Origin of the sequence: Mesorhizobium sp. B2-6-2 (genome assembly GCF_006440615.1) — a bacterium.
Taxonomy (GTDB): Bacteria; Pseudomonadota; Alphaproteobacteria; order Rhizobiales; family Rhizobiaceae; genus Mesorhizobium.
In genome coordinates, this window is the sequence record NZ_VFUG01000012.1 from 114,903 (window position 1) to 137,163 (window position 22,261).

General features: G+C 65.0%; 18 protein-coding genes. 8 read left to right on the top strand and 10 right to left on the bottom strand.

The features are described 5' to 3' along the window. Nucleotides 1–3: 3 nt before the first annotated feature. From FJ419_RS21955 to FJ419_RS21965, 3 genes are read right to left on the bottom strand one after another with little or no spacing between them, the layout of a single operon-like run. Entirely contained in the window at nucleotides 4–981 is a 978-nt protein-coding gene (locus FJ419_RS21955; protein ID WP_140698184.1) for an ABC transporter permease, read from the bottom strand. A gap of 1 nt (nucleotide 982) precedes the next feature. Continuing rightward, nucleotides 983–2,446, bottom strand: coding sequence for a sugar ABC transporter ATP-binding protein (locus FJ419_RS21960; RefSeq protein ID WP_140698193.1), 1,464 nt, complete (start codon nucleotides 2,444–2,446; stop codon nucleotides 983–985). A gap of 46 nt (nucleotides 2,447–2,492) precedes the next feature. Then, a complete protein-coding gene (locus FJ419_RS21965; RefSeq protein ID WP_140698196.1) occupies nucleotides 2,493–3,509 on the bottom strand; it encodes an ABC transporter substrate-binding protein in 1,017 nt (338 codons plus the stop codon). Nucleotides 3,510–3,691: 182 nt separating this feature from the next. Between FJ419_RS21965 and FJ419_RS21970 the strand changes: the two genes are divergently transcribed. The 8 genes from FJ419_RS21970 to FJ419_RS22005 all read left to right on the top strand — a co-directional run bounded on the left by FJ419_RS21970 (nucleotide 3,692) and on the right by FJ419_RS22005 (nucleotide 15,168). Then, nucleotides 3,692–6,103 (top strand): glucan 1,4-alpha-glucosidase, encoded by a 2,412-nt coding sequence (locus FJ419_RS21970; RefSeq protein ID WP_140698199.1) that lies wholly within the window; start codon nucleotides 3,692–3,694, stop codon nucleotides 6,101–6,103. A gap of 50 nt (nucleotides 6,104–6,153) precedes the next feature. Beyond that, entirely contained in the window at nucleotides 6,154–7,167 is a 1,014-nt protein-coding gene (gene gnd, locus FJ419_RS21975; RefSeq protein WP_140544756.1) for a phosphogluconate dehydrogenase (NAD(+)-dependent, decarboxylating), read from the top strand. Nucleotides 7,168–7,180: 13 nt separating this feature from the next. Next, entirely contained in the window at nucleotides 7,181–8,557 is a 1,377-nt protein-coding gene (gene zwf / locus FJ419_RS21980; RefSeq protein ID WP_140544758.1) for a glucose-6-phosphate dehydrogenase, read from the top strand. Nucleotides 8,558–8,574: 17 nt separating this feature from the next. Continuing rightward, nucleotides 8,575–9,279 carry an ROK family protein gene (locus tag FJ419_RS21985; protein ID WP_140544760.1) on the top strand — a complete coding sequence of 235 codons (705 nt, stop codon included), beginning with the start codon at nucleotides 8,575–8,577 and terminating at the stop codon, nucleotides 9,277–9,279. A 205-nt stretch (nucleotides 9,280–9,484) separates the two neighbouring features. Then, a complete protein-coding gene (locus FJ419_RS21990; RefSeq protein WP_140698202.1) occupies nucleotides 9,485–9,946 on the top strand; it encodes a MucR family transcriptional regulator in 462 nt (153 codons plus the stop codon). 177 nt (nucleotides 9,947–10,123) lie between these two features. After that, nucleotides 10,124–11,224, top strand: coding sequence for a pyridoxal phosphate-dependent aminotransferase (locus tag FJ419_RS21995; RefSeq protein ID WP_140698205.1), 1,101 nt, complete (start codon nucleotides 10,124–10,126; stop codon nucleotides 11,222–11,224). Between the two features lie 154 nt (nucleotides 11,225–11,378). Beyond that, the gene (locus FJ419_RS22000) at nucleotides 11,379–12,620 is read left to right on the top strand and encodes an MFS transporter (RefSeq protein ID WP_181170780.1); all 1,242 of its coding nucleotides are present in this window, start codon (nucleotides 11,379–11,381) and stop codon (nucleotides 12,618–12,620) included. Nucleotides 12,621–12,861: 241 nt separating this feature from the next. Beyond that, nucleotides 12,862–15,168 (top strand): endonuclease/exonuclease/phosphatase family protein, encoded by a 2,307-nt coding sequence (locus tag FJ419_RS22005; protein WP_140698211.1) that lies wholly within the window; start codon nucleotides 12,862–12,864, stop codon nucleotides 15,166–15,168. Nucleotides 15,169–15,323: 155 nt separating this feature from the next. Here the strand turns inward: FJ419_RS22005 and FJ419_RS22010 are convergent, their stop codons facing one another. The 7 genes from FJ419_RS22010 to FJ419_RS22040 all read right to left on the bottom strand — a co-directional run bounded on the left by FJ419_RS22010 (nucleotide 15,324) and on the right by FJ419_RS22040 (nucleotide 22,261). Beyond that, entirely contained in the window at nucleotides 15,324–15,554 is a 231-nt protein-coding gene (locus FJ419_RS22010) for a hypothetical protein (RefSeq protein ID WP_140698214.1), read from the bottom strand. A gap of 311 nt (nucleotides 15,555–15,865) precedes the next feature. After that, a complete protein-coding gene (locus tag FJ419_RS22015; RefSeq protein ID WP_246679307.1) occupies nucleotides 15,866–16,957 on the bottom strand; it encodes a DUF1835 domain-containing protein in 1,092 nt (363 codons plus the stop codon). Nucleotides 16,958–17,157: 200 nt separating this feature from the next. Next, the gene (locus FJ419_RS22020) at nucleotides 17,158–17,874 is read right to left on the bottom strand and encodes a glutamine amidotransferase (protein ID WP_140698219.1); all 717 of its coding nucleotides are present in this window, start codon (nucleotides 17,872–17,874) and stop codon (nucleotides 17,158–17,160) included. A gap of 18 nt (nucleotides 17,875–17,892) precedes the next feature. Then, nucleotides 17,893–18,372 (bottom strand): TerB family tellurite resistance protein, encoded by a 480-nt coding sequence (locus FJ419_RS22025; RefSeq protein WP_140698223.1) that lies wholly within the window; start codon nucleotides 18,370–18,372, stop codon nucleotides 17,893–17,895. A gap of 44 nt (nucleotides 18,373–18,416) precedes the next feature. Further along, entirely contained in the window at nucleotides 18,417–19,979 is a 1,563-nt protein-coding gene (locus tag FJ419_RS22030) for a heme biosynthesis protein HemY (protein WP_140698227.1), read from the bottom strand. A gap of 10 nt (nucleotides 19,980–19,989) precedes the next feature. After that, complete coding sequence (locus FJ419_RS22035) at nucleotides 19,990–21,447, bottom strand: mitofilin family membrane protein (RefSeq protein WP_140698230.1); 1,458 nt, start codon at nucleotides 21,445–21,447, stop codon at nucleotides 19,990–19,992. Nucleotides 21,448–21,547: 100 nt separating this feature from the next. Then, nucleotides 21,548–22,261: a uroporphyrinogen-III synthase gene (locus FJ419_RS22040; protein ID WP_140698233.1), complete on the bottom strand. Its 714-nt coding sequence runs from the start codon at nucleotides 22,259–22,261 to the stop codon at nucleotides 21,548–21,550.

The window sequence follows — 22,261 nt, forward strand, 5'->3', positions numbered from 1 at the left end:
CGCTCACCGCTCCCTGCGGCTGATCAGCACCCGCGCCGCCAGCACGATGATCAGGATCGCTCCGTTGGCGGCCACTTGCCAGTCGGGCGGGATGTGCATGAAGGTCAAGAGCGGCGAGGCGGCCAAGGCCAGCGTCAGCGCGCCGATGACGGCGCCGATCGGCGACACCCGGCCGCCGACGAACTCGCCGCCGCCAAGGATGACGCCGGCAATCGAAAGCAGCGTGTAGCCATTGCCGATATTGGCGTCGGCCGAGGTGGTGATGCCGATCAGCGCCATGCCGGAGAGCACGCCGAACAGGCCGGTCAGCGCGAACAGCACGATCTTGGTCTTGAGCAGCGACCAGCCGGCGCGCCGCAATGCCGCGGCGTTGCCGCCCGAGCCGCGCAGGATGACGCCGTAGGACGTGCGCATCAGGCCGAAATGCACGACGGCGGCGATCAGCAGCGCGGCAAGGATCGGGAACGGGACGTAAGGCGGCTTAAAGGACATGATCGACAGCAGCCAGTCCGGCGCCTTGCCGCCGGGCTTGGGCAGGACCAGGATCGCAAGCCCCTGCCAGACGAAGCTCATGCCGAGCGTCACCACGATCGAAGGCAAATTGCGCAGGTGGATCAGCGCGCCGAGCAGCGCATAGACGCCGATCGAGCCTATGAGCACGAGAATGCCGAGGAGCGGCGCGTCACGCAGCCACGTCGCGGTGACGCAGCCGACGAAGCCGACGAACGTCCCTATCGACAGGTCGAGCTCGTTGCCGGCGATGACGAACATCTGCGCGATCGTCGCCAGCGCGATCGGGATCGCCAGGTTGAGCATCAGGTTGAAGCCGAAATAGCTGATGGCGCGGGGGTTGAGCCAGGCAATCGCAATCAGCACCAGTGCCAGCGACAGCGCGGGAAGAAGGCCGCGCAGCATGCGCGCCCGGGCGGCGCTGCCGCGCGGCGAAGCTTTCGGAACGGTACCGGGAGCGATCGCCGTCATCTCAGGCCGCGTCGCCGAACGAGGACTGGATGATCTTTTCCTCCGTCAGCTCGTCGCGCCGCAGATTGGCGACGATGCGGCCATTCTTGAAAACATAGACATGGTCGCAATTGTCGAGCTCTTCGGTCTCGGTCGTGTACCAGAGGAAGGTCCGGCCCTTGGCGGCCTCCTCGCGCACCAGGTCATAGACTTCCAGCTTGGTGCCGATGTCGACGCCACGCATCGGGTCGTCCATCAGCACGATCTCGGCGTCGGAACCGAGCGCGCGGGCAAACAGTGCCTTCTGCTGGTTGCCCCCCGACAGCGAATAGATGTTGTTGTTCATGTCCGGCGTGCGGATGCCGATCTTCTTCTTCCAGGTCTCCGCAAGCTCGGCCTCGCGCTGCGGCGAGATCAGCAGCCCGCTGCGCAGCCGCGCCAGCGAGCGGATGCCGATGTTCTGCGCGATCGACCATTGCGAAAAGATCCCGTCCGACTGGCGGTCGCCGGCGACCAACGCCACCGGCGCGGTGACCTCGATGCCGGTCCTGGCGCGCGAGGCGGCCGAGAAGATCGCCAGCAAAAGATCTGTCTGGCCGTGGCCGGCAAGTCCCGCAAGACCGATGATCTCGCCTGCGCGCGCGACAAGCTGCTTGCCGTCCTGCTGCCTGGCCGGGCGTGCCTGCACCCTGAGCGCTCCTGGCTCGGTCTTCCGGGCCTCGGCGGCGGCTTTGTGATGTCCCTCGGCGCCGCCCATGGCCGTGACCAGCCTGTCGCGGTCGAACGCGCTCGCGGCATCGGCCGCGACCACCTTGCCGTCGCGCATCACCACGATGCGGTCGGCGTTCTGCAGCACCTCGCCCAGCACATGCGAGATCAGGATGCAGCTGCCTCCGGCCGCCACGAAGCGGCGCACGAATGAAAGCAGCTGGCCCGCCGTATGCGCGTCGAGCGACGAGGTCGGCTCGTCGAGGATGACCAGGTGCAGCGGCTCGCGGGTCAGCGTGAAGGCGCGCGCCACCTCGACCATCTGCCGCCTGCCGATCGAAAGGTCGCCGGCAATGTCGTCCGCCGAAATGCCGTGGTCCGGGAAGATCTCGTCCAGCTTGGCGCGGATGAGGTCGGCGGCCCGGCGCCGCCAGCCGAAACCGGTGAGCGCGGGGTGATTGATGCGGGTATTCTCGGCAACGCTGAGATTGGGGCAGAGCGACAGCTCCTGGAAGACGCAGCGTATGCCAAGCTCCAGCGCGCGCGCCACCGAATAGCTTGCTTCCTGATTGCCGCGCACGGCGATCTGCCCGCCATCCGGCCGCAGCGTGCCGGCTACCATATGCATGAGCGTCGACTTGCCGGCGCCGTTATGCCCGACCAGCCCCACGCATTCGCCGGCGCCGACATGGAAGTCGACGCCGTTAAGCGCCCGGACGGCGCCGAAATGCTTTTCGGCGCCGTCCAGTTTGACGATGTCTGCAATAGCCTGGAGCATCCTCAACTTTTACCCGGTTGGCGATGCAGGCAGCAACGCCCCGCCGCTATTGCTTGATATTGGCCTTGATGGCGGCGATGGCGTCTTCCTGCGTGTATTCGTGCGTGGCGACGCCGCCTTCCTTGATCTTCGGCAGCGCGGCCTCGAAATCGTCCTGGGTGAAAGCGAGATAGGGCACCAGGAGGTCGTGCGGAATGTCCTTGCGTCCGTCGAGCACCTGCTGCGCCACCCAGAAGGCCAGCGTCGACACGCCGGGCGCGATCGAGGCCGACCAGGTCTTGTAGCCGTCCTTCTCCTTCTGCTCCTTCCACCATTTCAGCTCGTCCTGCCGGTTGCCCATGATGATGGTCGGACGCGGCTTGCCGGCCGCGGCGAAGGCCTGCGCGGCGCCATAGCCGTCGCCGCCCTGGTCGACGATGCCGACGACATCCGGTAGCGACGGCAGGATGGTCGCCACCGCCTTCTGCGCCGTCGTCTGGTCCCAGTCGCCCGTCACCGAACCGACGATCTTAAACTCCGGATGGGCGGCGACGCCTTCGAGGATGCCGGCATGGATGGCATCGTCGATCGAGGTGCCGGCGAGACCGCGGATCTCCAGCAGATTGCCGCCCTTGGGCTGGAATTTGGCCATCTGCTCGACTTCCTGCTTGCCCATGTCCTTGAAGTCGACGACGACGCGATAGGCGCAGGGCTCGGTCACGGTGCCGTCGAAGGAGACGACCACAATACCGGCGTCGCAGGCCTGTTTGATGGCGCCATTGAGCGCATCGGGCGAGGCGGCGTTGATGACGATGGCGTCATAGCCCTGCAGGATCAGGTTCTGCACCTGGGCGGCCTGGGTCGGCACTTCCTTGTCGGCGGTGGTGAAGACATCGGCCGCGGCGACAATCTTGTCGTCGACCGCCTTCTTGGTGACGATCGCATAGCTGTCGAGCATCGCCTGGCGCCAGGAATTGCCGGCATAATTGTTGGAGAAGGCGATCTTCTTGCCGCTGGTGTCGGCAAGCGCGGTGCCCGAGGCGAGCATCGCCGCGAATGCACTCAATACGAGCAGTTTCTTCATGTCGGTTCCTCCCGAGGTTGCTGCTACTAACGCGAAATCTCTGTTTTTTATCTATTGTCAGACAAATTCAGAGGAACCGCAAGCTGTCAACTCCAAAGCATTGGCACTGCCCGATCAACTTGCGGTGCGACGATTGAAAAGACGGCGACTCCTGGTCTAGGAACGCGGCAGGAGGCCAATGCATGGCAGTGACGCCGACCGTTGCTAAAGGCGCGCCCGGAATTCCGGCGCGCTGGACGTCAAGTGCCAAGAGTGGCGTCGGAACCGCGCTTTCGGCAAAAAGCCCGCTCTGGTTCACCACCAGCCACGGCATCCTGAATGAAATCTATTATCCGCACCTCGACAGCGCCTGCACGCGCGACCTGGGGCTGATCGTCACCGGCCCCGACAATTTTTTTTCCGAAGAGAAACGCGATGCGGCCCACACCGTCGACCCTTTCGAGGACGGGGTGCCTGGCTACCGGCTGACCAACATTGCCACCGACGGCGCTTACCGGATCAAGAAGCGCATCGTTACGGATTCGAAACGACCCGTGCTGCTGCAGGAAGTGCATTTCAGCGCAATCAAGGGCTCGGCGGCCGACTATCGCGTCTACGCGCTGCTTGCGCCGCATCTCGTCAATGCCGGCATGGGCAACACGGCCTGGATCGGCGAGCACAAGGGGCAGCGTCTTCTCTTCGCCACAGGGCGCGGCGTCTCGCTGGCGCTCGCCTCCTCTTTGCCTTGGGGCGCCTGCTCGGCCGGCTATGTCGGCTTTTCCGACGGCTGGCAGCAACTGCACGATAACGGCGCGCTCGATCCTTCCTGTCATACAGCTGAAAACGGCAATGTCGCGCTGACCGGCGAGATCGGCTTTTCGGCCGGCAAGACGGTTGCCTTGCTGGCGCTCGGCTTCGGCGCTTCGCCGGAAGAAGCGGCGGATCTTGCCTTGGCAAGCCTGCAACAGGGTTTCGAGCCGGCCGCGAAGACCTATGCCGACAACTGGCGGATATTCCAGGCAGGGTTGGAAAAGCTCGACCGCCACGCTGCCTCGGGTTTGAACACCTACCGCGTCAGCACCGCAGTGCTGGCGACGCATCTGTCGGTAGCCAGGCCCGGCGCCGCCGTCGCCAGCCTGTCGATCCCCTGGGGTTTCAACAAGGGCGACGATGACCTCGGCGGCTATCATCTCGTCTGGCCGCGCGATCTGGTCGAGACGGCAGGTGGCTTCCTGGCGGCCGGGGACGACAGGCAGGCGCTGCAGATCCTCGCCTATCTGCGCTCGATCCAGCAGCCGGACGGCCACTGGCCGCAAAATTGCTGGTCCGACGGCACCGCCTATTGGCCGGGCATCCAGATGGACGAATGCGCCTTTCCGCTGCTGCTTGCAGACGCCTTGCGCCGCGCCGGCCATCTGCCGAAGTCGCAGCTCGCCGACTTCCTGGCGATGATCGAGAACGCCGCCGCCTATGTCGTGCGCAACGGCCCGGTCACCGGCGAGGACCGCTGGGAGGAGGACGCCGGCTACAGTCCGTTCACGCTGGCCGTGGAAATAGCTGGCCTGCTCGCCGCGGCCGACATGCTGGAAGTCTGCGGCAAAAATGAGCCGGCAAACTATCTGCGCGAGACCGCCGATTGCTGGAACGACCAGGTCGAGCGCTGGACCTATGTCACCGGCACGGAGGCAAGCGCCAGGGCTGGAACGGACGGCTACTATGTGCGCATCGCGCCGCCCGATAATGGCGGCGCCGCGTCTCCGAAGGACGGCTTCGTGCCGATTAAGAACCGGCCGCCGGGCGACACCGACAAGCCCGCCGAGGCGATCATCAGCCCGGATGCGCTGGCGCTGGTCCGCTTCGGCCTGAGGGCCGCGGACGACCCGCGCATCGTCAACACCGTCAAGGCGATCGACGCCGAGCTGCGCTGCGACCTGCCGCAAGGCCCGCTTTGGTACCGCTATACCGGCGACGGCTATGGCGAGCACGAGGACGGCGCGCCTTTCGACGGCACCGGCCGGGGGCGGCCGTGGCCGCTGCTCGCCGGCGAGCGCGCCCATTACGAGCTGGCCGCCGGCCGCAGGGAAAGCGCGGCGCAACTGCTTGAGACTTTCGAACGTTCGGCCGGCGTCGGCGGCCTCCTACCGGAGCAGGTCTGGGATCGCCCGGACATGCCCGACCGCGAGCTGTGGCTGGGCAAACCGTCCGGCAGCGCCATGTCGCTGGTCTGGGCGCATGCAGAGCACATCAAGCTGTTGCGCTCGCTGCGCGACGGCGCCGTCTTCGACCTGCCGCCGCAGGGCGTCGAACGCTACATCAAGGGCAAGACGGCCTCGCCGCTTAGGATCTGGCGCTTTAACAACAAGATCCGCTCCATTCCGGCCGGCAAGGCGCTGCGCGTCGAATTGTCGGCGCCCGGCGTCGTCCATTGGAGCAGCGATAAGTGGTTGACCGTGCAGGACAGCAAGACGACCGAGAATGCGTTCGGCGTTCACCTGGTGGATTTGCCCGTCATCCGCCTGCAGCCGGGAACCACCATCGTCTTCACTTTTTTCTGGCCCGGGGCGATGCGTTGGGAGAATGTCGACTTCAGCGTCGGCATTGACGCTCAATCGTGATCCAGCAGGGCCATTGTACTTCTCCTTCCTCAAGCAATCGGGATGAAACCATGCAGATCGGAATGATGGGACTGGGCAGGATGGGCGCCAACATGGTGCGGCGCCTGATGCGCGACGGCCATGAATGCGTCGTCTACGACATCAATTCGGCAAGCGTCGCCGGCATGGTCAAGGACGGCGCGGTCGGCGCCGCCTCGCTGGAGGAGTTCGTCGCCAAGCTCGCCAAGCCGCGCTGCGCCTGGCTGATGCTGCCGGCCGCGATCACCGGCAGGATCGTCGACCAGGTGGCGGCGCTGATGGAGCCGGGCGACATCATCATCGACGGCGGCAATTCCTATTACCATGATGCCGTCGACCAGGCGGCCAAGCTGGCGGTTAAGGGCATCAACTTCGTCGATGTCGGCACCAGCGGCGGCGTCTGGGGCCTCGAGCGTGGCTACTGCCTCATGATCGGCGGCCCCGATGACGCGGTGAAGCATCTCGATTCGGTCTTCGCCACGCTGGCGCCTGGCGCCGATGCGGGCGCCAATCCGCCCAAGGATGCCGGCACCGCGCCCTTCGGCTATCTCCATTGCGGACCGAGCGGCGCCGGCCATTTCGTCAAGATGGTGCATAACGGCATCGAATATGGCGTCATGGCCGCCTATGCCGAAGGCATGAACATCCTGAAGTCGGCCAATGCCGGCAAGCGGTCCAGGATCGCGGACGCCGAGACCAGCCCGCTGGAAAACCCGCAATACTATCAGTTCGACATCGACCTGCCGCAAGTCGCCGAGGTTTGGCGGCACGGCAGCGTCATCGGCTCCTGGCTGCTCGATCTCACCGCCGGCGCGCTGAAGAACGACCCGGCGCTTGCCCAGTTCGGCGGCCGTGTTTCCGATTCCGGCGAAGGGCGCTGGACGCTCAAAGCGGCGATCGACACCGGCGTCCCGGCGCCGGTGCTGTCCTCGGCGCTGTTCGACCGCTTCTCCTCGCAAGGCGAATCGCAATTCGCCGACAAGCTTCTGTCCGCCATGCGCTATGCCTTCGGCGGCCATGTCGAGAAGCCGAAGACCGGCGCGTGAGGGGAGAGACTGCATGAGCCAGGAGAGGTCCGACACGCTGGTGCTTTTCGGAGCGACCGGCGACCTTGCGCACAAGAAGATTTTCCCGGCGCTCTACCAGATGGTCGCCAAGGGCACGCTGAGCGAGCCGGTGATCGGCGTCGCCTTCGAGCCTTGGGACCTCCCCAAGCTGGTGGACCGAGCGCGCGACGGCATCGTCACCGCGCTTGGCCGTGTCGACGACAAGGTCTTTTCCAAGCTCGCCTCGCTGCTGCGCTATGTCAGTGGCGACTACCGCGACGGCGCGACCTTCGAGAAGCTGAAGACGGCGCTGGGTTCCGCGCAGCGGCCGCTGCACTACATGGCCGTTCCCCCGACTATGTTCGAGACGGTCGTGCAAGGACTGGAGCAGTCCGGCACCGCGCGCGGCGCGCGGCTGATGGTGGAAAAGCCGTTCGGCCACGACCTGCAGTCGGCGCGCTGGCTCAACCGCGTGCTGCATCTGGTGTTCGACGAGCAGTCGATCTACCGCATCGACCACTATCTCGGCAAGGAAGCGATCCAGAACCTGCTCTATTTCCGCTTCGCCAACTCCTTCCTCGAGCCGATCTGGAACCGCAATTTCGTCGAGAGCGTGCAGATCACCATGGCCGAGGATTTCGGCGTCGAGGGCCGCGGCAAATTCTATGACGATGTCGGCTGCATCCGCGACGTGATCGAGAACCACCTGCTCAACATCCTGTTGCTTCTGGCCATGGAGCCGCCGGTCGGCCGCTCGGCCGACGACCTGATCGACGAGAAGGTGCAGGTGCTGCGCGCCATTCGCACGCTGACCAAGGACGATGTCGTGCGCGGCCAGTTCGACGGCTATCTGGCCGAGCCGGGCGTCAGGCCCAACTCCCCGGTCGAGACCTTCGCCGCGGTGCGCTTCTTCGTCGACACCTGGCGCTGGCGGGACGTGCCTTTCTTCATCCGCGCCGGCAAGAACATGCCGGTGCACGCCACCGAGGTGGTCGTGCGTATGAAGCGGCCGCCGCTCGACGTCTTCGACCCCATCAAGCCGGGCGACGCCAATTATGTGCGCTTCCGCATCGACCCGCAGGTGGCGATCTCGATCGGCGCCCAGCGCAAGGTCGCCGGCGACGACATGATCGGCGAGCAGGTGGAGCTGACCGCGCTCGACGACACCAAGGGCGACATGCCGCCCTATGAGCGGCTGATCGGCGACGCCATGAACGGCAACGGCCAGCTGTTCACGCGCCAGGACGCGGCCGAGCTTGCCTGGCGCATCGTCGGCCCGGTGCTGGGCGACACCGCGGCGCCGGCAATCTATGCCCCCAAGACCTGGGGGCCGGTCGATGCCATGAACGGCTTCGGCCCACCCGATGGCTGGATCAATCCGAGCAAATAATTTTCGGGGAGGACGGGATGGCGAAGGCAGCAAAGAAAGCGGCGGCGACCGGCGATCCGATCGTGCTCACCGTCGATGTCGGCGGCTCGCATGTGAAGATCCTCACCAGCGCAGGCGGCGAGATGCGCCGCGTCGCGTCCGGACCGAGCCTGACCCCGGACCAGGTCGTCTCGTCGGTCAAGAAACTGGCCGAAGGCCTGGACTACGACGTCATCTCGATGGGTTATCCCGGCCCTGTACGCGACAACAAGCCCTCGCTCGATCCCTTCAATCTCGGCAAGGGCTGGAACGGCTATGATTTCACCGCCGCTTTCGGCAAACCGGTGAAGCTCGTCAACGACGCGCTGATGCAGGCGATCGGCAGCTATGACGGCGGCCGCATGCTGTTCCTCGGCCTCGGCACGGGCCTGGGCGCCGCCATGATCATCAAGAATGTCGGCCAGCCCATGGAGCTCGCCCATCTGCCCTACAAAAGGGGGGCGACTTTCGAGGATTATGTCGGCGAACGCGGCCTGGTGAAGCACGGGAAGAAGAAGTGGCGCAAATATGTTTTCGACGTTGTCGACAGGCTTCGCGCCGCCTTGCAGCCGGACTATGTCGTGATCGGCGGCGGCAATGTCGACAAGCTCGATCAATTGCCTGAAAAGTCCCGGCGCGGCGACAACACTCGCGCTTTCGAGGGTGGATTTCGTCTGTGGCGCGACAAGGCGCTGGTCGTCTGATATAGTTACATTTCAGTATAATTGTTCAAAACAGCGTGTATTGACGCAACAAAACGTTGCGCCGCGCAGATTTGCCGACTAGGAATTCGCCGGCCTGCGGCCCCTGCGGCTTCCCGAATTCGCAAACAACGCTCGCAGCGCTTCGACAGTACACCGCGAAAACCGGATCGTTTTCGCGACCTTGCGGCAGAAATGGAGGGACTACGTGGACGAGGACACCAGCACAGCCAGGGAAATCGACCTGCTCGAGCTCACCGCTCATATCGTATCGGCCTATGTCGCCAAAAACCGCCTGCCTGCTTCCGACCTGGGCGGACTGATCGCCAGCGTTGCCTCGTCGATCGGCGGGATCAGCCAGCCCGCGGAGCCCGCGCCGCCTCCGCCGGTCCCCGCCGTCAATCCCAGGCGCTCGGTGACGCCGGACTACATCATCTGCCTCGAGGACGGGAAGAAGTTCAAGTCGCTGAAGCGCCATATCGGCGTGCATTTCGGCCTGACGCCGGAGGCCTACCGCACCAAATGGGGCCTGCCGGTGGATTACCCGATGGTCGCTCCCAACTATGCGGCCTCGCGCTCGCAGCTCGCCAAGTCGATCGGCCTCGGCCGCAAGGCGGAGCCGGAGCCGGTGAAGCCTGCCAGGGGCAGGAAGGCCAAAGCCCCGGCCTGAAATAACGCGCCTGCACCAATGGTCTAAGGAAGCCTGCCGAGGAATCAGCCTTGGCAGGCTTCCTGCTTTTATGGCTTGGATACCGTTCCACCAGGCAATTCCAGGAAAGCGATACGGAATTGCGTCAAAACAGGACGGGCGGTCTGTTTAAAACGATGCACCGCTGGGGACATGGTCATGAACTACGCCAGGATGGTGATCGAGAAGGAAGCGCCGGAGGAATACGGCTACGAGCGCATCCGCTACAACCTTTCCGAAAGCTCGATCGCCGACCAGAAACTCTCCGACATCGGTCTCGCGCTGCCCGACCTCACCTTGTTCTATGGCGAGCATCGCGGCGACAGGGAACTGCGGGCGCTTATCGCCGGGCAGGACAGCGGTCTTTCCCCCGATGATGTGCTGGTGACCGCTGGCGCGGCCGGCGCGCTGTTCATCATCGCCACGTCGCTTCTGTCGGCCGGCGACCATCTCGTGGTCGTGCGGCCGAACTACGCCACCAACATCGAGACACCGAAGGCGATCGGCTGCGCCATCTCCTATATCGATCTTGATTTCGACGAGGGCTTTGCCATCGACATCGACCGTGTGAAGGCAGATCTGCGGCCGAACACCAGACTGATCAGCGTCACCTGCCCGCACAACCCGACCGGCACGATGATGACACGCGCCGACCTCGACGCGCTGATTACGCTTGCGGAGAGCCGCAAATGCCGCCTGCTGGTCGACGAGACCTACCGCGACCTTTCCTATGGCGCCCGGTTGCCGTCGGCGGCCTCGCTCAGCTCCGCCGCCATCAGCGTCTGCTCGCTGTCCAAGGCTTTCGGCATTCCGGGCATCCGCATCGGCTGGCTGGTGACCCGCGATCCGCAATTGCAGGAGACCTTCCTCGCCGCAAAGGAGCAGATCGGCATCTGCGGCAGCGTCATCGACGAGGCGATCGCGCGCGCCACGCTCGAACGCCGTGATGCCTTCCTCGCCTCGCTGCTCCCCGAAATGGCCAGGCGCCGCGACATCGTTCAATCCTGGATCGACGGCGAGCCTCTCGTCGACTGGGTGCGGCCGCAAGGCGGCGTCGTCGGCTTCCCACGGCTCACTCTCGATGCCGGCTTCGACCTTGACGGGTTCTATACCAGGCTGCTGGAGGAATACGGCACCTATGTCGGCCCTGGCCACTGGTTCGAGATGCCGAGACGCTTCTTCCGCCTCGGTTTCGGCTGGCCGACGGAAGCGGAGTTGCGCGGCGGGATCGAGGCCATCTCGGCCGCGTTGAGAGGCTGAACGCCCCCTCACCAGGGCAGGGAATTCCGATTTTCTTCGCGCCAGGGCGGATTTTTTGCGCGCATGGCAAGACGAACTGGGCTAAAGGGTTGCGGCCGGACCAGCGCCCACCGTGGAAGTGCCCCGCCGGCCATTGTCGCAAAGGGGCCCTCTGATCATGACCGTCGAAGCAACGTCACCAGACCAGCGTTACGCCGCGTTCCGGCACCGCCCGTTCCTCAGCTATTGGACGGCGCGCTTTCTCACCACCTTCGCCACCATGATCGTCTCGGTCGCCGTCGGCTGGCAAGTCTATGATTTGACGCGCGATCCGTTCGACCTCGGCATTGTCGGCATCGTCCAGTTCCTGCCCTCGCTGCTCCTAGTCCTGGTCACCGGCGTGGTGGCCGACCGCTTCGGCCGCCGGCTGATCATGACGCTGGCGACCCTGGTCGAGGCCGGCTGTGCCTTGGCCCTGCTGCTTCTGACGCTGCGTGGCCTGACCAGCCCTTTGCCGATCTTCCTCGTGCTGGTCATGTTCGGCATAGCCCGCGCCTTCTACGGCCCGGCCTCGTCCTCACTGTTCGCCAATCTGGTGCCGCAGGAAGATTTCGCCAACGCGATCGCCTGGAACTCGTCGGCCTGGCAGACGGCGACCATCGTCGGCCCGGTCGCTGGCGGCCTGCTCTACGGCGTGTCGGCGGAAGTCGCCTACGCCACCGCCGCGGTCCTGATGCTCGCCGCCGGGCTGCTCATCTTCACCATCCCGAAACCCGCCCAGCAGACGGCCACCGACAAGCCGACGATGCAGACGCTGTTTGCCGGCTTCGGCTATATCTGGGGCGAGAAGATCGTGCTCGGCGCGATCTCGCTCGACCTGTTCGCCGTGCTTCTGTCGGGCGCCTCGGCGCTGCTGCCGGTCTATGCGCGCGACATCCTCGAGCTCGGCCCCTGGGGCCTTGGCCTGCTGCGCTCGGCGCCCGGCATCGGCGCCATCTGCGTCGCCGTCTGGCTCGCCGGCCACCCGATCCGCAACCATGCCGGCAAGATCATGCTGGGCTTCGTCGCTTTGTTCGGCGCATTCACCGTGCTGTTCGGCGTCTCGACCGTCACCTGGCTGTCGATCGCTGCACTTGCCCTGCTCGGCGCCACCGACATGTTCAGCGTCTATATCCGCGAGACGCTGATCCAGCTCTGGACGCCGGACGAGGTGCGCGGCCGCGTCAACGCCGTCAACCAGGTCTTCGTCGGCGCCTCAAACGAGGTCGGCGAATTCCGCGCCGGCACCATGGCGGCGCTGATCGGCACGGTTCCCGCCGTGGTGATCGGCGGCATCGGCGCCATCGCCGTCGCCGGCCTATGGGCCTATCTGTTCCCGGCGCTGCGGCAGGTAAGGCATCTCAACAGCCGCAATTGATTGGGCGCCGGCCCTAAGCCGCGGATCCGACGCCTGGGCGAGGCAGCTTGCGCCAATATTCGCAACCGCCTTCATCGGTTGACCGATCGCTACACCCACCAAAGCTGCACTCCTTGGGCAACGTGAATGGTTTCACGGTGCGACCGCTCCCGTTTGTTATTATCCGGCCGGCGAGTAATGCGGCGACAATGGGGGCAGGCTTATGTTTCATTCCAGACGCATGTCCTGGTCAGATCTTGTCTTGGCCAGGTTGATTGTCCTGCTTGTCACGCTAATTGCCTGGCCAATCAGCGGAGCGAAGGCGCAGGAAGTGGAGACGGTTCGTGTCGCCACTTTCAATGCCTATCTGCTTTCTCCGATCTTCAAATGCGCCAATCCGAATTTCGCGGACTGCCTTGTGCAGATTCAGGGTCAGACCGAAAAACAGGCCGAGCATCTGGCCGACACTATCCTGAAGAACACTGACCGCTTCGATATAATCGCCATTAACGAGGCGTGGGATGAGGACGCCAAGCAGATCCTCATCGACAAGCTCAAGCCCGTCTATCCGAATTATGTCCGCAAGATCGACGCTGCGCTGCTGAAGGTGCGACCGCAGGCCATTGTCGACGCCATCACCAGTCTCGACCCGGCGGCTGCCGTGGCGATTTATGGCGAGCCGGTCGAAAAGATCGACGGCGAGGACAGCGGTCTGATGTTGTTTGCCAAGAAGGATTTCAAATTCCTGCCGCTGCCCGACGACAGCTTCAAATGGGGCAGGAACGACGGCGAGACGCTGGATGCGGTGACCGACGAGGTCGGCTTCACCCTCTACGACCGTTGCGGCGGTGTCGACTGCCTGTCGGGCAAGGGCGCGGCGATCGTGCGGTTGCTGCATTTGCCTTCGCAAAGCAACTACACAGTCGTTTTCACCCACATGCAGGCTGATTATTTCGACAAGAGTCCGCCCGAGCTGCACCCCGGCGCGCGCGATGCGCAGTTCGACCAGATTGAGAAGCTGATCGAGACGACGCTGTCGCCACTGACGCCCGCGCAGCGCAAGCGCGAGCGCGTGCTGGTGATGGGCGACATGAACGTGCCCCTTTTCCACCAGCCGACGAGCGAATGGGCGCGCCGTTTCGCCACCCCCGGCACATACTGGACGTCGCAGCATTACGACAGCTGGGCGGCGACCAACCGCGCCGATGACGGTATCTCCAACTCTATCGACAACGAGCGCTACGACTACATCCTCGCCGCGCCGAGGCCTTATCTAAGCGGCGGCATCGAGGGACCGATCTGCGTTCAGCACGTGACCATCCCGCTCGATTTTGCCGACCTCGAAAGCGACCACAATCTGCTGACCGCCGACCTCAACCTGGGCAACAATTTTTGCAGCCCGTCTATCGCCTATCCGGTCAATCTGACCGCGAAGAAGGGCTCGGACGGCAAGCCGCAAGCTGAAGAACTGATCGACTTCAGGAACGGCCAGGACGTCACTCAGATCCGCTATCCGGGGTCCATGCAATGGTTCCATGTCGTGCACCAGGACGCCGGCAGCTATTCGATCGGACCCGACAGTCCGGACGTCAACATCGATATCTTTCGGCCCTCCAACATGACGAAGCCGATCTCCAGCTACTATGGCAGCACCAGGACCGTGCACGACGGCGAGCATATTTTCACCGTCCACACCTATGCGCTGCCGAAGGAGTTCTTCATCCGCGTCACCGGCAAGGACCGCAAGTGGCAGGGCAATTATGCGCTCCTGGTCCGCCGCCACACATGTGCCACGAAGGAAGAGGCCTGCCCCCTGCAGCCGGGCGAACCACCGCAGTTTGCGACCCTCACCGAGGCCGGCAGCCTGCTGGGCAGCCAGGATGAGGCGTGGTTCCGTTTCGATGTCGTCGGGCAGGCCGACAGCGGCGCCGACCAGACCGTCACCCTGACGGCCGATGGTCTGCCCGATCCGGCGGGCTACAAGGCTACACTGGAGGAGTTCGACGATCCGCACGGCGGCGAGCCACCGATCGCGGTCTCCGGCACCAGCCGCATCATCAGCGGCGCCATGGGCGGCGGCACGCATGGCTATCTCGTCATCCGCCAGGCGGCGGCAGGAAGCCAGGCCGTGCGGGTGCGCGCCTCGATGCAGACCACTGTGCGCAATCTGGAACTGAAGGCGCTGATCTGCGAGGACGAGACCAATCCCGAATTCGGCTCCGACGACATCTTCACGCAACTGTCGATCGACAGCCGCACCATCCGCTTCCCGGCTTCCGGCGAGGTTGAGTTCGACTGCGACGACTCCGCCGATCAGAAGGACTGGGCGGCGCGATTCGGCAGTTCTGAGCTCACATTTGTCGACCGCGCCGGGCTGAAGCTGTTTGAGCAGGACGACACCAGCCCGGACGATCCCAGCCACGTCAGAGAGTTTCCGGACCTGCCAGCCGGTGCCAGCTCGATCGACGGCGTGCGCAACCCGCTGATCTGGAATTTCGAAGGCGGCCGCTACCGGCTCAACTACGAGCTGAGGATGAGGAAGAATGAACCGGCGGCGGCAGCGCCGTAATCCAGCTCGTCCGGTCCGTCACCTCCACGCGATAGCCGATGCCGCGCCTGGCGGGCGGCGATCGGCGGCGAGATGAGGCGCAGTCCCGAGTTGAATTGCCACCACGGTGCAGGTCACGCACTCGCAACCGCTGCGATTGCTCCACCTGCAGTTCACTACTCCGAAAAGCTCACGCTGACGCCGCGCTGGCGAAAATAGGCCTGCATCAACTTGCGGCCGGCGCGGTTGTTCTGCACCAGCTTGGCCGGATCGAACACCGCCTGTTTCTTCCCCTCCCGCGCCAGCGCCGCCTTGAGGGTCGCGATATGCGCATCGAGGTCAGCATTGTCCGCGCGGAGCGAGGCATAGATATTTTCGGTCGCCTCGGCCAACGTCAGTTCGCTCACAGTGTGTTCCTTTGGTTGATCAGGCGGCGCCTTAGCACAGATTCGCGGCTCCGCCGATAGCGATGAGATTGTCAGCGCAAGGGGCCGCTGATTGGTGCCATGTTGTCCGGCAATCGATGGCATCCTCGCTATCGCGGGTTTGCGGCATGGTGAGAACGCCAGGTGCGGCACCCGGACGGCCGCAACTTGATCGAGCGCCGGCCACCGGATTCGACGTTTGCCGCTATCGGCATCCGCCGGCAACGAACGATATGGGCCGTGAGCGGACTGGCTCTACAGAGGCTCTTCAAAAAGGAGACGCCTATTTTTTGCTAATCCGGGAGCCGTACTTCGCATTCTCGCATAAGCCAGGGATCACCATGGGCCATGAGCTTTCCCTGATCGACAAGGGCCACGATGCGAGTCAGCAGCATCAGGTCGCCGACCTGGATATATGGCTCCATATTGTGTCCCATGGTCTCGGCGATGACGCGTGCAACCTTGCGCCAATCCTTGCTGGCCCGCTCTAGAAGCAGCTCATCGAAGACATCCGCAGGCGCCGAGACGAGCCCAGAATCGGCGACGATACGGAACGGTGCGTTTTCGGATTTCAACGTTCGCCAGCGTCGCGCGGCCTCCTCTCGTTCCTTGGTCGTCATCGCGCGCTCTGTGCCGAACAACAAGGCGAGTTCCGTTTCGCTCATGAGCGAAACGGCCTGCGTGGGGTTCGACAGTCGCGGCTTGCCGTCGGGCCGCGTCAACGGCATTTGCAACCCGGTGACGTCGATGATGTCGTAGGGGCGGTCGCCGAGGTGATCCACCAGGGCCAGGAAGAAAGCATGCTCCTGGGCACTATGGCGTCCGACCCAGACGACGAGGCGGTCCGAGGTCGACATGATTTGCTTCCAGAAACCGTCGAAATCGACGTCGTACTCGTCATACTCGTCGTATATCGAGGCCCACCAGCGCGCTCGCGCCGAAGACTCCGGGGAACCAATTGGGCCGCAGCTGAGATTGTCGCGAAAACTGATCACATCGTCGGTACGCCCGCTTGAGCGGATCGCCCGGCGAAGCGAACCACCCGCCGAATGGCCGGGCGCGATGTGCAGTATGCCGCTGCGCCACCTGTACGTTCCGTCGGCGTTCAGATCCCTTTTGAAATAGTCGGTGCGGGAAAGCGTGACATGGACGACCAACCGTCCATCCGACTGTAGTAGCCGGTAGTTGGAAGTTTGGCCGGACGACCATTGGGCGGCGAAGCGGACTTCTTCATTCCAGGAGGTCAAGCCTTGGATCTCTGCCAGTTCACCGCTGGAACCATCGATGGCACACACGACGAGGTGACCATCGACACTCTTGATCTCGATCGTCGCGGTCGTGTGCCGGTCGTTCCCAGCAATCCAGCGACCAACAAAATCCTCCATCGGCACGACCTTGATCCTCTCCATTGCTCAAACACAGATTAGCTCAGCCGTCGCGCCGATGCACCTGGCGTGCCCGTTGTCGATCGAGAGAGGCAACTCGTGCAATGACCCGAATGCAGGCGCAAAGCTGTCGTCCGTGCCTTGGCAGGCATAGGTTGTCCTCGGGTTAAGCCGGCCGTTCATGGCAATCGGCCACCGCCCTATTCCACAGCCGGCCTGCCAAAAATCAGCGCCAAAAACTCGCCCAGCCAGCGCTTGAGGTGCATGTCCCAGATCAGCCGGCCGCCGAGATGGTCGCGGCCGGGCTGGGCGCCGGGCAATTCGAAGCGATGCGCGCCGCGCACCACCCAGCGCTGCATCATCACCCTTGTCAGCTCGCCATGGAACTGGATGCCCCAGGCATTCTCGCCGTAGCGGAACGCCTGGTTGGGATAGGTTTCCGCCGTCGCCAGCAGCGTCGCTTCCTTCGGCAGCGAAAAGCCCTCGCGGTGGAATTGATAGACCATCTCCGGCCAGTGCAGCAGCTTCTTGCCGGCTTCGGTCGCTTTCAGCGGATACCAGCCGATCTCGACCAGGCCTTCGCCGTGGCCCTCGACCTTGCCGCCGAGATGGTTGGCGAGCATCTGCGCCCCGAGGCAGATGCCGAGGAACGGCCGGTTCTCCTTGAGCGGGATTTCCAGCCAATCGGTCTCGCGGCGGACGAACTCATCCTCGTCATTGGCGCTCATCGGCCCGCCGAAGATAACTGCGCCGGCATGACCGTCCAGCGTGCAGGGCAATTCGTCACCCAATGGCGGACGGCGGATGTCGAGGTCGAAGCCTTCTTCCAAGAGCATGTGGCCGACGCGGCCGGGGCTCGAAGCCTCCTGATGCAGCACGATCAGGATTTTTGGTCTCGGGCTCGGTCTGGGTGGCATGGAAGGCGAAGGATCCTGTTATTCGTCGCTCGATTCGCCCCGCGCGCCGGGCATCTCGGCCGCCGCCTTGCGGCGCGCCTCGATGCGGTCGCGACGCTCGACGCCGATCAGCTCGGCGACCCGCCAGACTGTGTTGTCCTCGAGCTCGTCAAGCTCGCCATCGGCATAGACGATTTCCCACATCAGGCCGATGAAGGCCTTGCGCGCCTCGGCGTCGAGGTCGCGCTTGAGCACGCGGGTGAAGGCGTAGAGGTCGATCGCCTCGTTGTCGGCGCGCTCACCGGCCGCCGCCAGCGCATCGAGCTCCTTGCCGCTCACCGAATAGGTCTCGGCCAGGATCTGCTTGAACCGTTCCCATTCGACGTCCTGGCGCACGCCGTCGGCGTTCATCACATGATAAAGCAGCGCCGAAGCCGCGACACGCGGATCGTCGGCGCTCGGCTTGGCCTCGCGCCCGGCCGGCAGATCCCTCAGGAAGGACAATACGCGCTCGAACATCGATGTTTTTTCCCTGCCCACCAAACCGGTCCCAGAACACAGCCTCAGAACAAACGAAACCGGCGCGGCGATTTTTCCGCTTCTTCTTCCGGCGCGACGCCAGGATCATCCGGCAGAGGCGGCAGCTCCGAATCCTGCCCGATGCTTTGCGCCTCGCCGGCTGCATCGGCAGCCGCCATGTCTTTCTCGCCGCCATTCGCCGGCGCCGGCTTCTGCGCTGGAGCGTCGGGGACAATGTCGATCGCCTTGCCGTCCGCCGCGGGCGCGGCTGCGATCGCCGGCACCGGGAGATCGGTCTCGCTGTCGATCAGCTGGCCAAGCCGCTCCATCGGCGCACGCCACGTGAAGGCATCGAGCTTGCCGGTGACCGGCGACACCGGCACCCAGCGCTCGGAAATGACGCCGTCCGCCACCCAGGCCGGATCGCGCGGCGCGCGCACCGCCTTCGACAGCAGTTGCCGCACCTTGCCCTGGTCGCCGGTCTCGGCTCCCTCGATATCGGCGAGCAGAAGATAGGCGCCCTCGCGACGATCCATGCGGATCGCGGCCTCTGCCTCGCGCCGCGCGGTGGCGAAATCCTGAGCATCGAGCGCCGCGCGCGCCACGGCCATCGACGACTCCGGATGATTCCTCTTCAATTCCTGCAGCTTCTTCGCGCGGTTCACACGATCGAGCACGGCGTCGCCCGGCCTGGCATGGGTGTAGAGCTCGGCGATGTCGGGATGCGGCTCGACTTTCCAGGCGGCTTCCAGGATCTTGGAGCCCTTGCGCACGTCGTTTTGCCGGATAACCAGATCGGCGGCGATCACCGCGGCTGGCGCGAAATCCGGCGCCAGCTTGTTGGCTTCGAGGGCCGCCGTACGAGCAGCGTTCGGGTCGCTGTCGACCAGCGCCTGCGCCTTGGCGGTGAGCAGCACGGCGCGGCGGCGGTTGGCGGCGTCGCGCTCGATCTGCCTGGTCGATTTCTGCGCCTCGACCAGCTTCAGCGCGCCGTCCCAGTCGCCGCGTTCGGTGAGTTCCTCCAGCGTCGATTCCGCCGCCCAGGCAAGCTGCGGCGCCACCGCCGCGGCGCGGCCGGCATAGTGACGCGCGGCATTGCGGTCGCCGAGGCGCTCGGCCTCCAGATAGAGCCCGCGCAGGCCGAGCAGCCGCATCTCGGGATCGTCGAGCATGCGCTCGAATTTCTCCCGCGCGCCTTCATGGTCACCTTCGAGCAGCGAGGCCTGGGCGTCGAGCAGGTTGATCAGCGGCTCCTGGTCGGAGTTGATCAGCTTGGCCGCCTCCTTGGTCTTCTTGCGCGCCAGCGCGCCGTCGCCGGCGCCGGCGGCGATCATGCCCGTCGAAAGTGCCTGGTAGCCGCGGTCGCGGCGGCGCACCCGGAAATAACGCGAGATAGTGTAGGGACTGTTCCACAGCGACTTGATCAGCCACCAGACGATCATCACCGCGGCCACAACGGCGACGATCGCCACCGCCGCCACCATCAGCGTGACCTGGTACTGGTAGCCGTTGAAGGTGACGAGCATATCGCCCGGGCGGTCCGCCAGCCAGGCAAAGCCGAGCCCGAGCGCGAAGACGACGGCGAGGAAGACGAGGAGGCGGATCATCTTGTCTCCTTTAAGCCTTCGTCGCGCCGGCAATCAGCGCTTCGAGCTGCTTTTCGACCTCCAGCCGCGCCTTCAGTTTGCCGGCAAAGTCGGCGCCGGCCGTCTTTGCCGCGTCCGGCAGCGTGTCATATTCGCCGAGCGCCTTGGCGTAATCGCCCTGGTTGACCGCAACTTCCATGCGGGCGACGGTTTCCGGCACGCCCTTGCCCTCGACGGCGCCGACCGGCCGCACCCTGACCAGCGATTCCGCGCTCGACACCAGGCTCTGGAAGAAGCCGGCATTCTGGTCGGCCGGCTTTGCCGCATCGACCATGGCGTTGGCGGCGGCATCGGCCTCCGCAGCGATGGTGGCGCGGGTCGGCACGCCCTTTTCGGCATAGGAGCGCAGCGCCGCGAGCTCGGGCGCGTCCGGCGCGATCGCCGCGAAGGTGTCGAGCTCGGTCGCGAACGGCGCGCCGCGATCGAGCGCCGACTTCAGTGCCGAGGCGGCGATCGCCAGCGCGATCTTGGGTTGCGAGGCCTGCGCCTCGACCTTGCCGGAAAGCTGCGACACGGACTGCTCCAGCGCAGCCACTCGGCCGTCCTCGGCCTTGGCCGCGTCACCGGTCGATTTCACCAGCGCGTCGAGCCCGGCGATCTTCTCGTTGAGCGGACCGAGATCGGCGGGCGCCGCATTGCCGTTCTTCTGCAGCTCGGCAATGCTCGTCTCGATCTGGCCGACCTTGTCGCCGAGCGCCTTGAGCGCGGCGCCGTCGCCGCCTTGTCCGGCCGAGGATTTCAGCGCCGCGACATCGGCCTTGACCTGATCGAGCGCCGAGGACAGGCCGTCGACCTTGGCCGAGGTGTCGCCGCTTTCCTTCAGCGCCGCGATCTCGGTTTTCAGCGAAGCGATCTCGCCGTTGACGTCATCGAGCGATCCTCCGTTCGATCCCGGCGCGCCAATCAGCCCGACCGCTTGCAGCAAGCCGGCGCCGGCAAGCGCGATCACGCCGCCGACGACACCGGCGGCCATGGCATTGACGCCGGTTCTGCGTGGTGGCTGCGGCACGCGATCCTCGCTCCTCGTTTCGCCTGGCCTTGATGCCGAGGCGCCGGCGCCAGGCGCGGATGCGTTCTCGAAATTGTCGTCGAAGCCCTTGGGCTGGCTCTTCGGCGCGTCGGACCCGCCGGGATACGGCGCCTCCGGCTCGTCGTTGCCGGCCTCTGATTTATCGGCAGTTGCCTGGGCGGCGTCGCTATGCTCCCACGGCTCGATATCGGCCTGCTCGGCATGGATCGGCTCTTCCGGCGCCTCCGGTTGCGACGCGGCGGCCGCCTCTTCCGCCTTCGCCTCGTCGGTCTGCGCGGCATTGGCCTCGGCCTTGGCGGCATCCTCGTCGGTGATTCGCGAGACGGCGCCGGGCTCGAGTTCGATGGTCACCGGCTCGCGCCGGGTCTTCGAATGTCGCATCTTCGGCGTCTTGACCATGCTTTGGGCTCCGCGAACTGGCTTGAGGATGGTTCAAAGGGTCCAGGGGATGCTCTAGCACATCACCAAGCGGTGAAAAGGGGCGGTGTGATGACGCGGCTCAGCCGGGCAGCGACAAAAGCGCCAGCAACGCGTCTTCCTCGGGCTTGGATGCGGCGCGGACCCTGTTACCGGCAAACCCTTCCAGCGGCTCGGCGACACGGGCCGAGAGCGCCAGGAATTCCGTCTTTTCAAAGAGATGCCGCAGCGTTGGCCGCGCAATCAGGCTGGCCAGCGCGGCGCTGGCCTTGGCCGAATAAAGCAGCGCGGCCTCGACCGGCAGGCCCGACAGGCGAGCGACCACGTCGGCATCGCCATAGCCGACACCTGTCGTGTCGTAGGTCTCGATCGCCTGGACGTGCACGCCGGCCGCCGCCAACCGCCGCTCGAACCGCGGGAAGCGGACGCGGCCGCACAGGTAGACGATCGCCTTGCCGGCAAGGCCGCCGGCGATGGCATCGGCCAGCGCCTCGGCCTCGCCCGGACCTTCCGTGACGGAGAGGAATCCCGCCGCGCGGCAGGCTTCCGCCGTCCTCTTTCCGACCGCGTGGCAAGGCAGGCGCGCAAGCGGCGCGATCAGCGCCTTCGGCGCATGCCGCGCCGCATTGGCGCTGGTGACGACGACCGCGACGCCATCGGCGCCGAGGCTCGCCTCGACCGGCAATGCGCTCGTCTCGGTCAACGGCAGCAAGATCGGCTGGAATCCCAGGGCTTCGAGGCGCCGTGCCGTGCGCGACGCGCCCGGCTCCGGCCTCGTCACCAGGACGCGGACCAT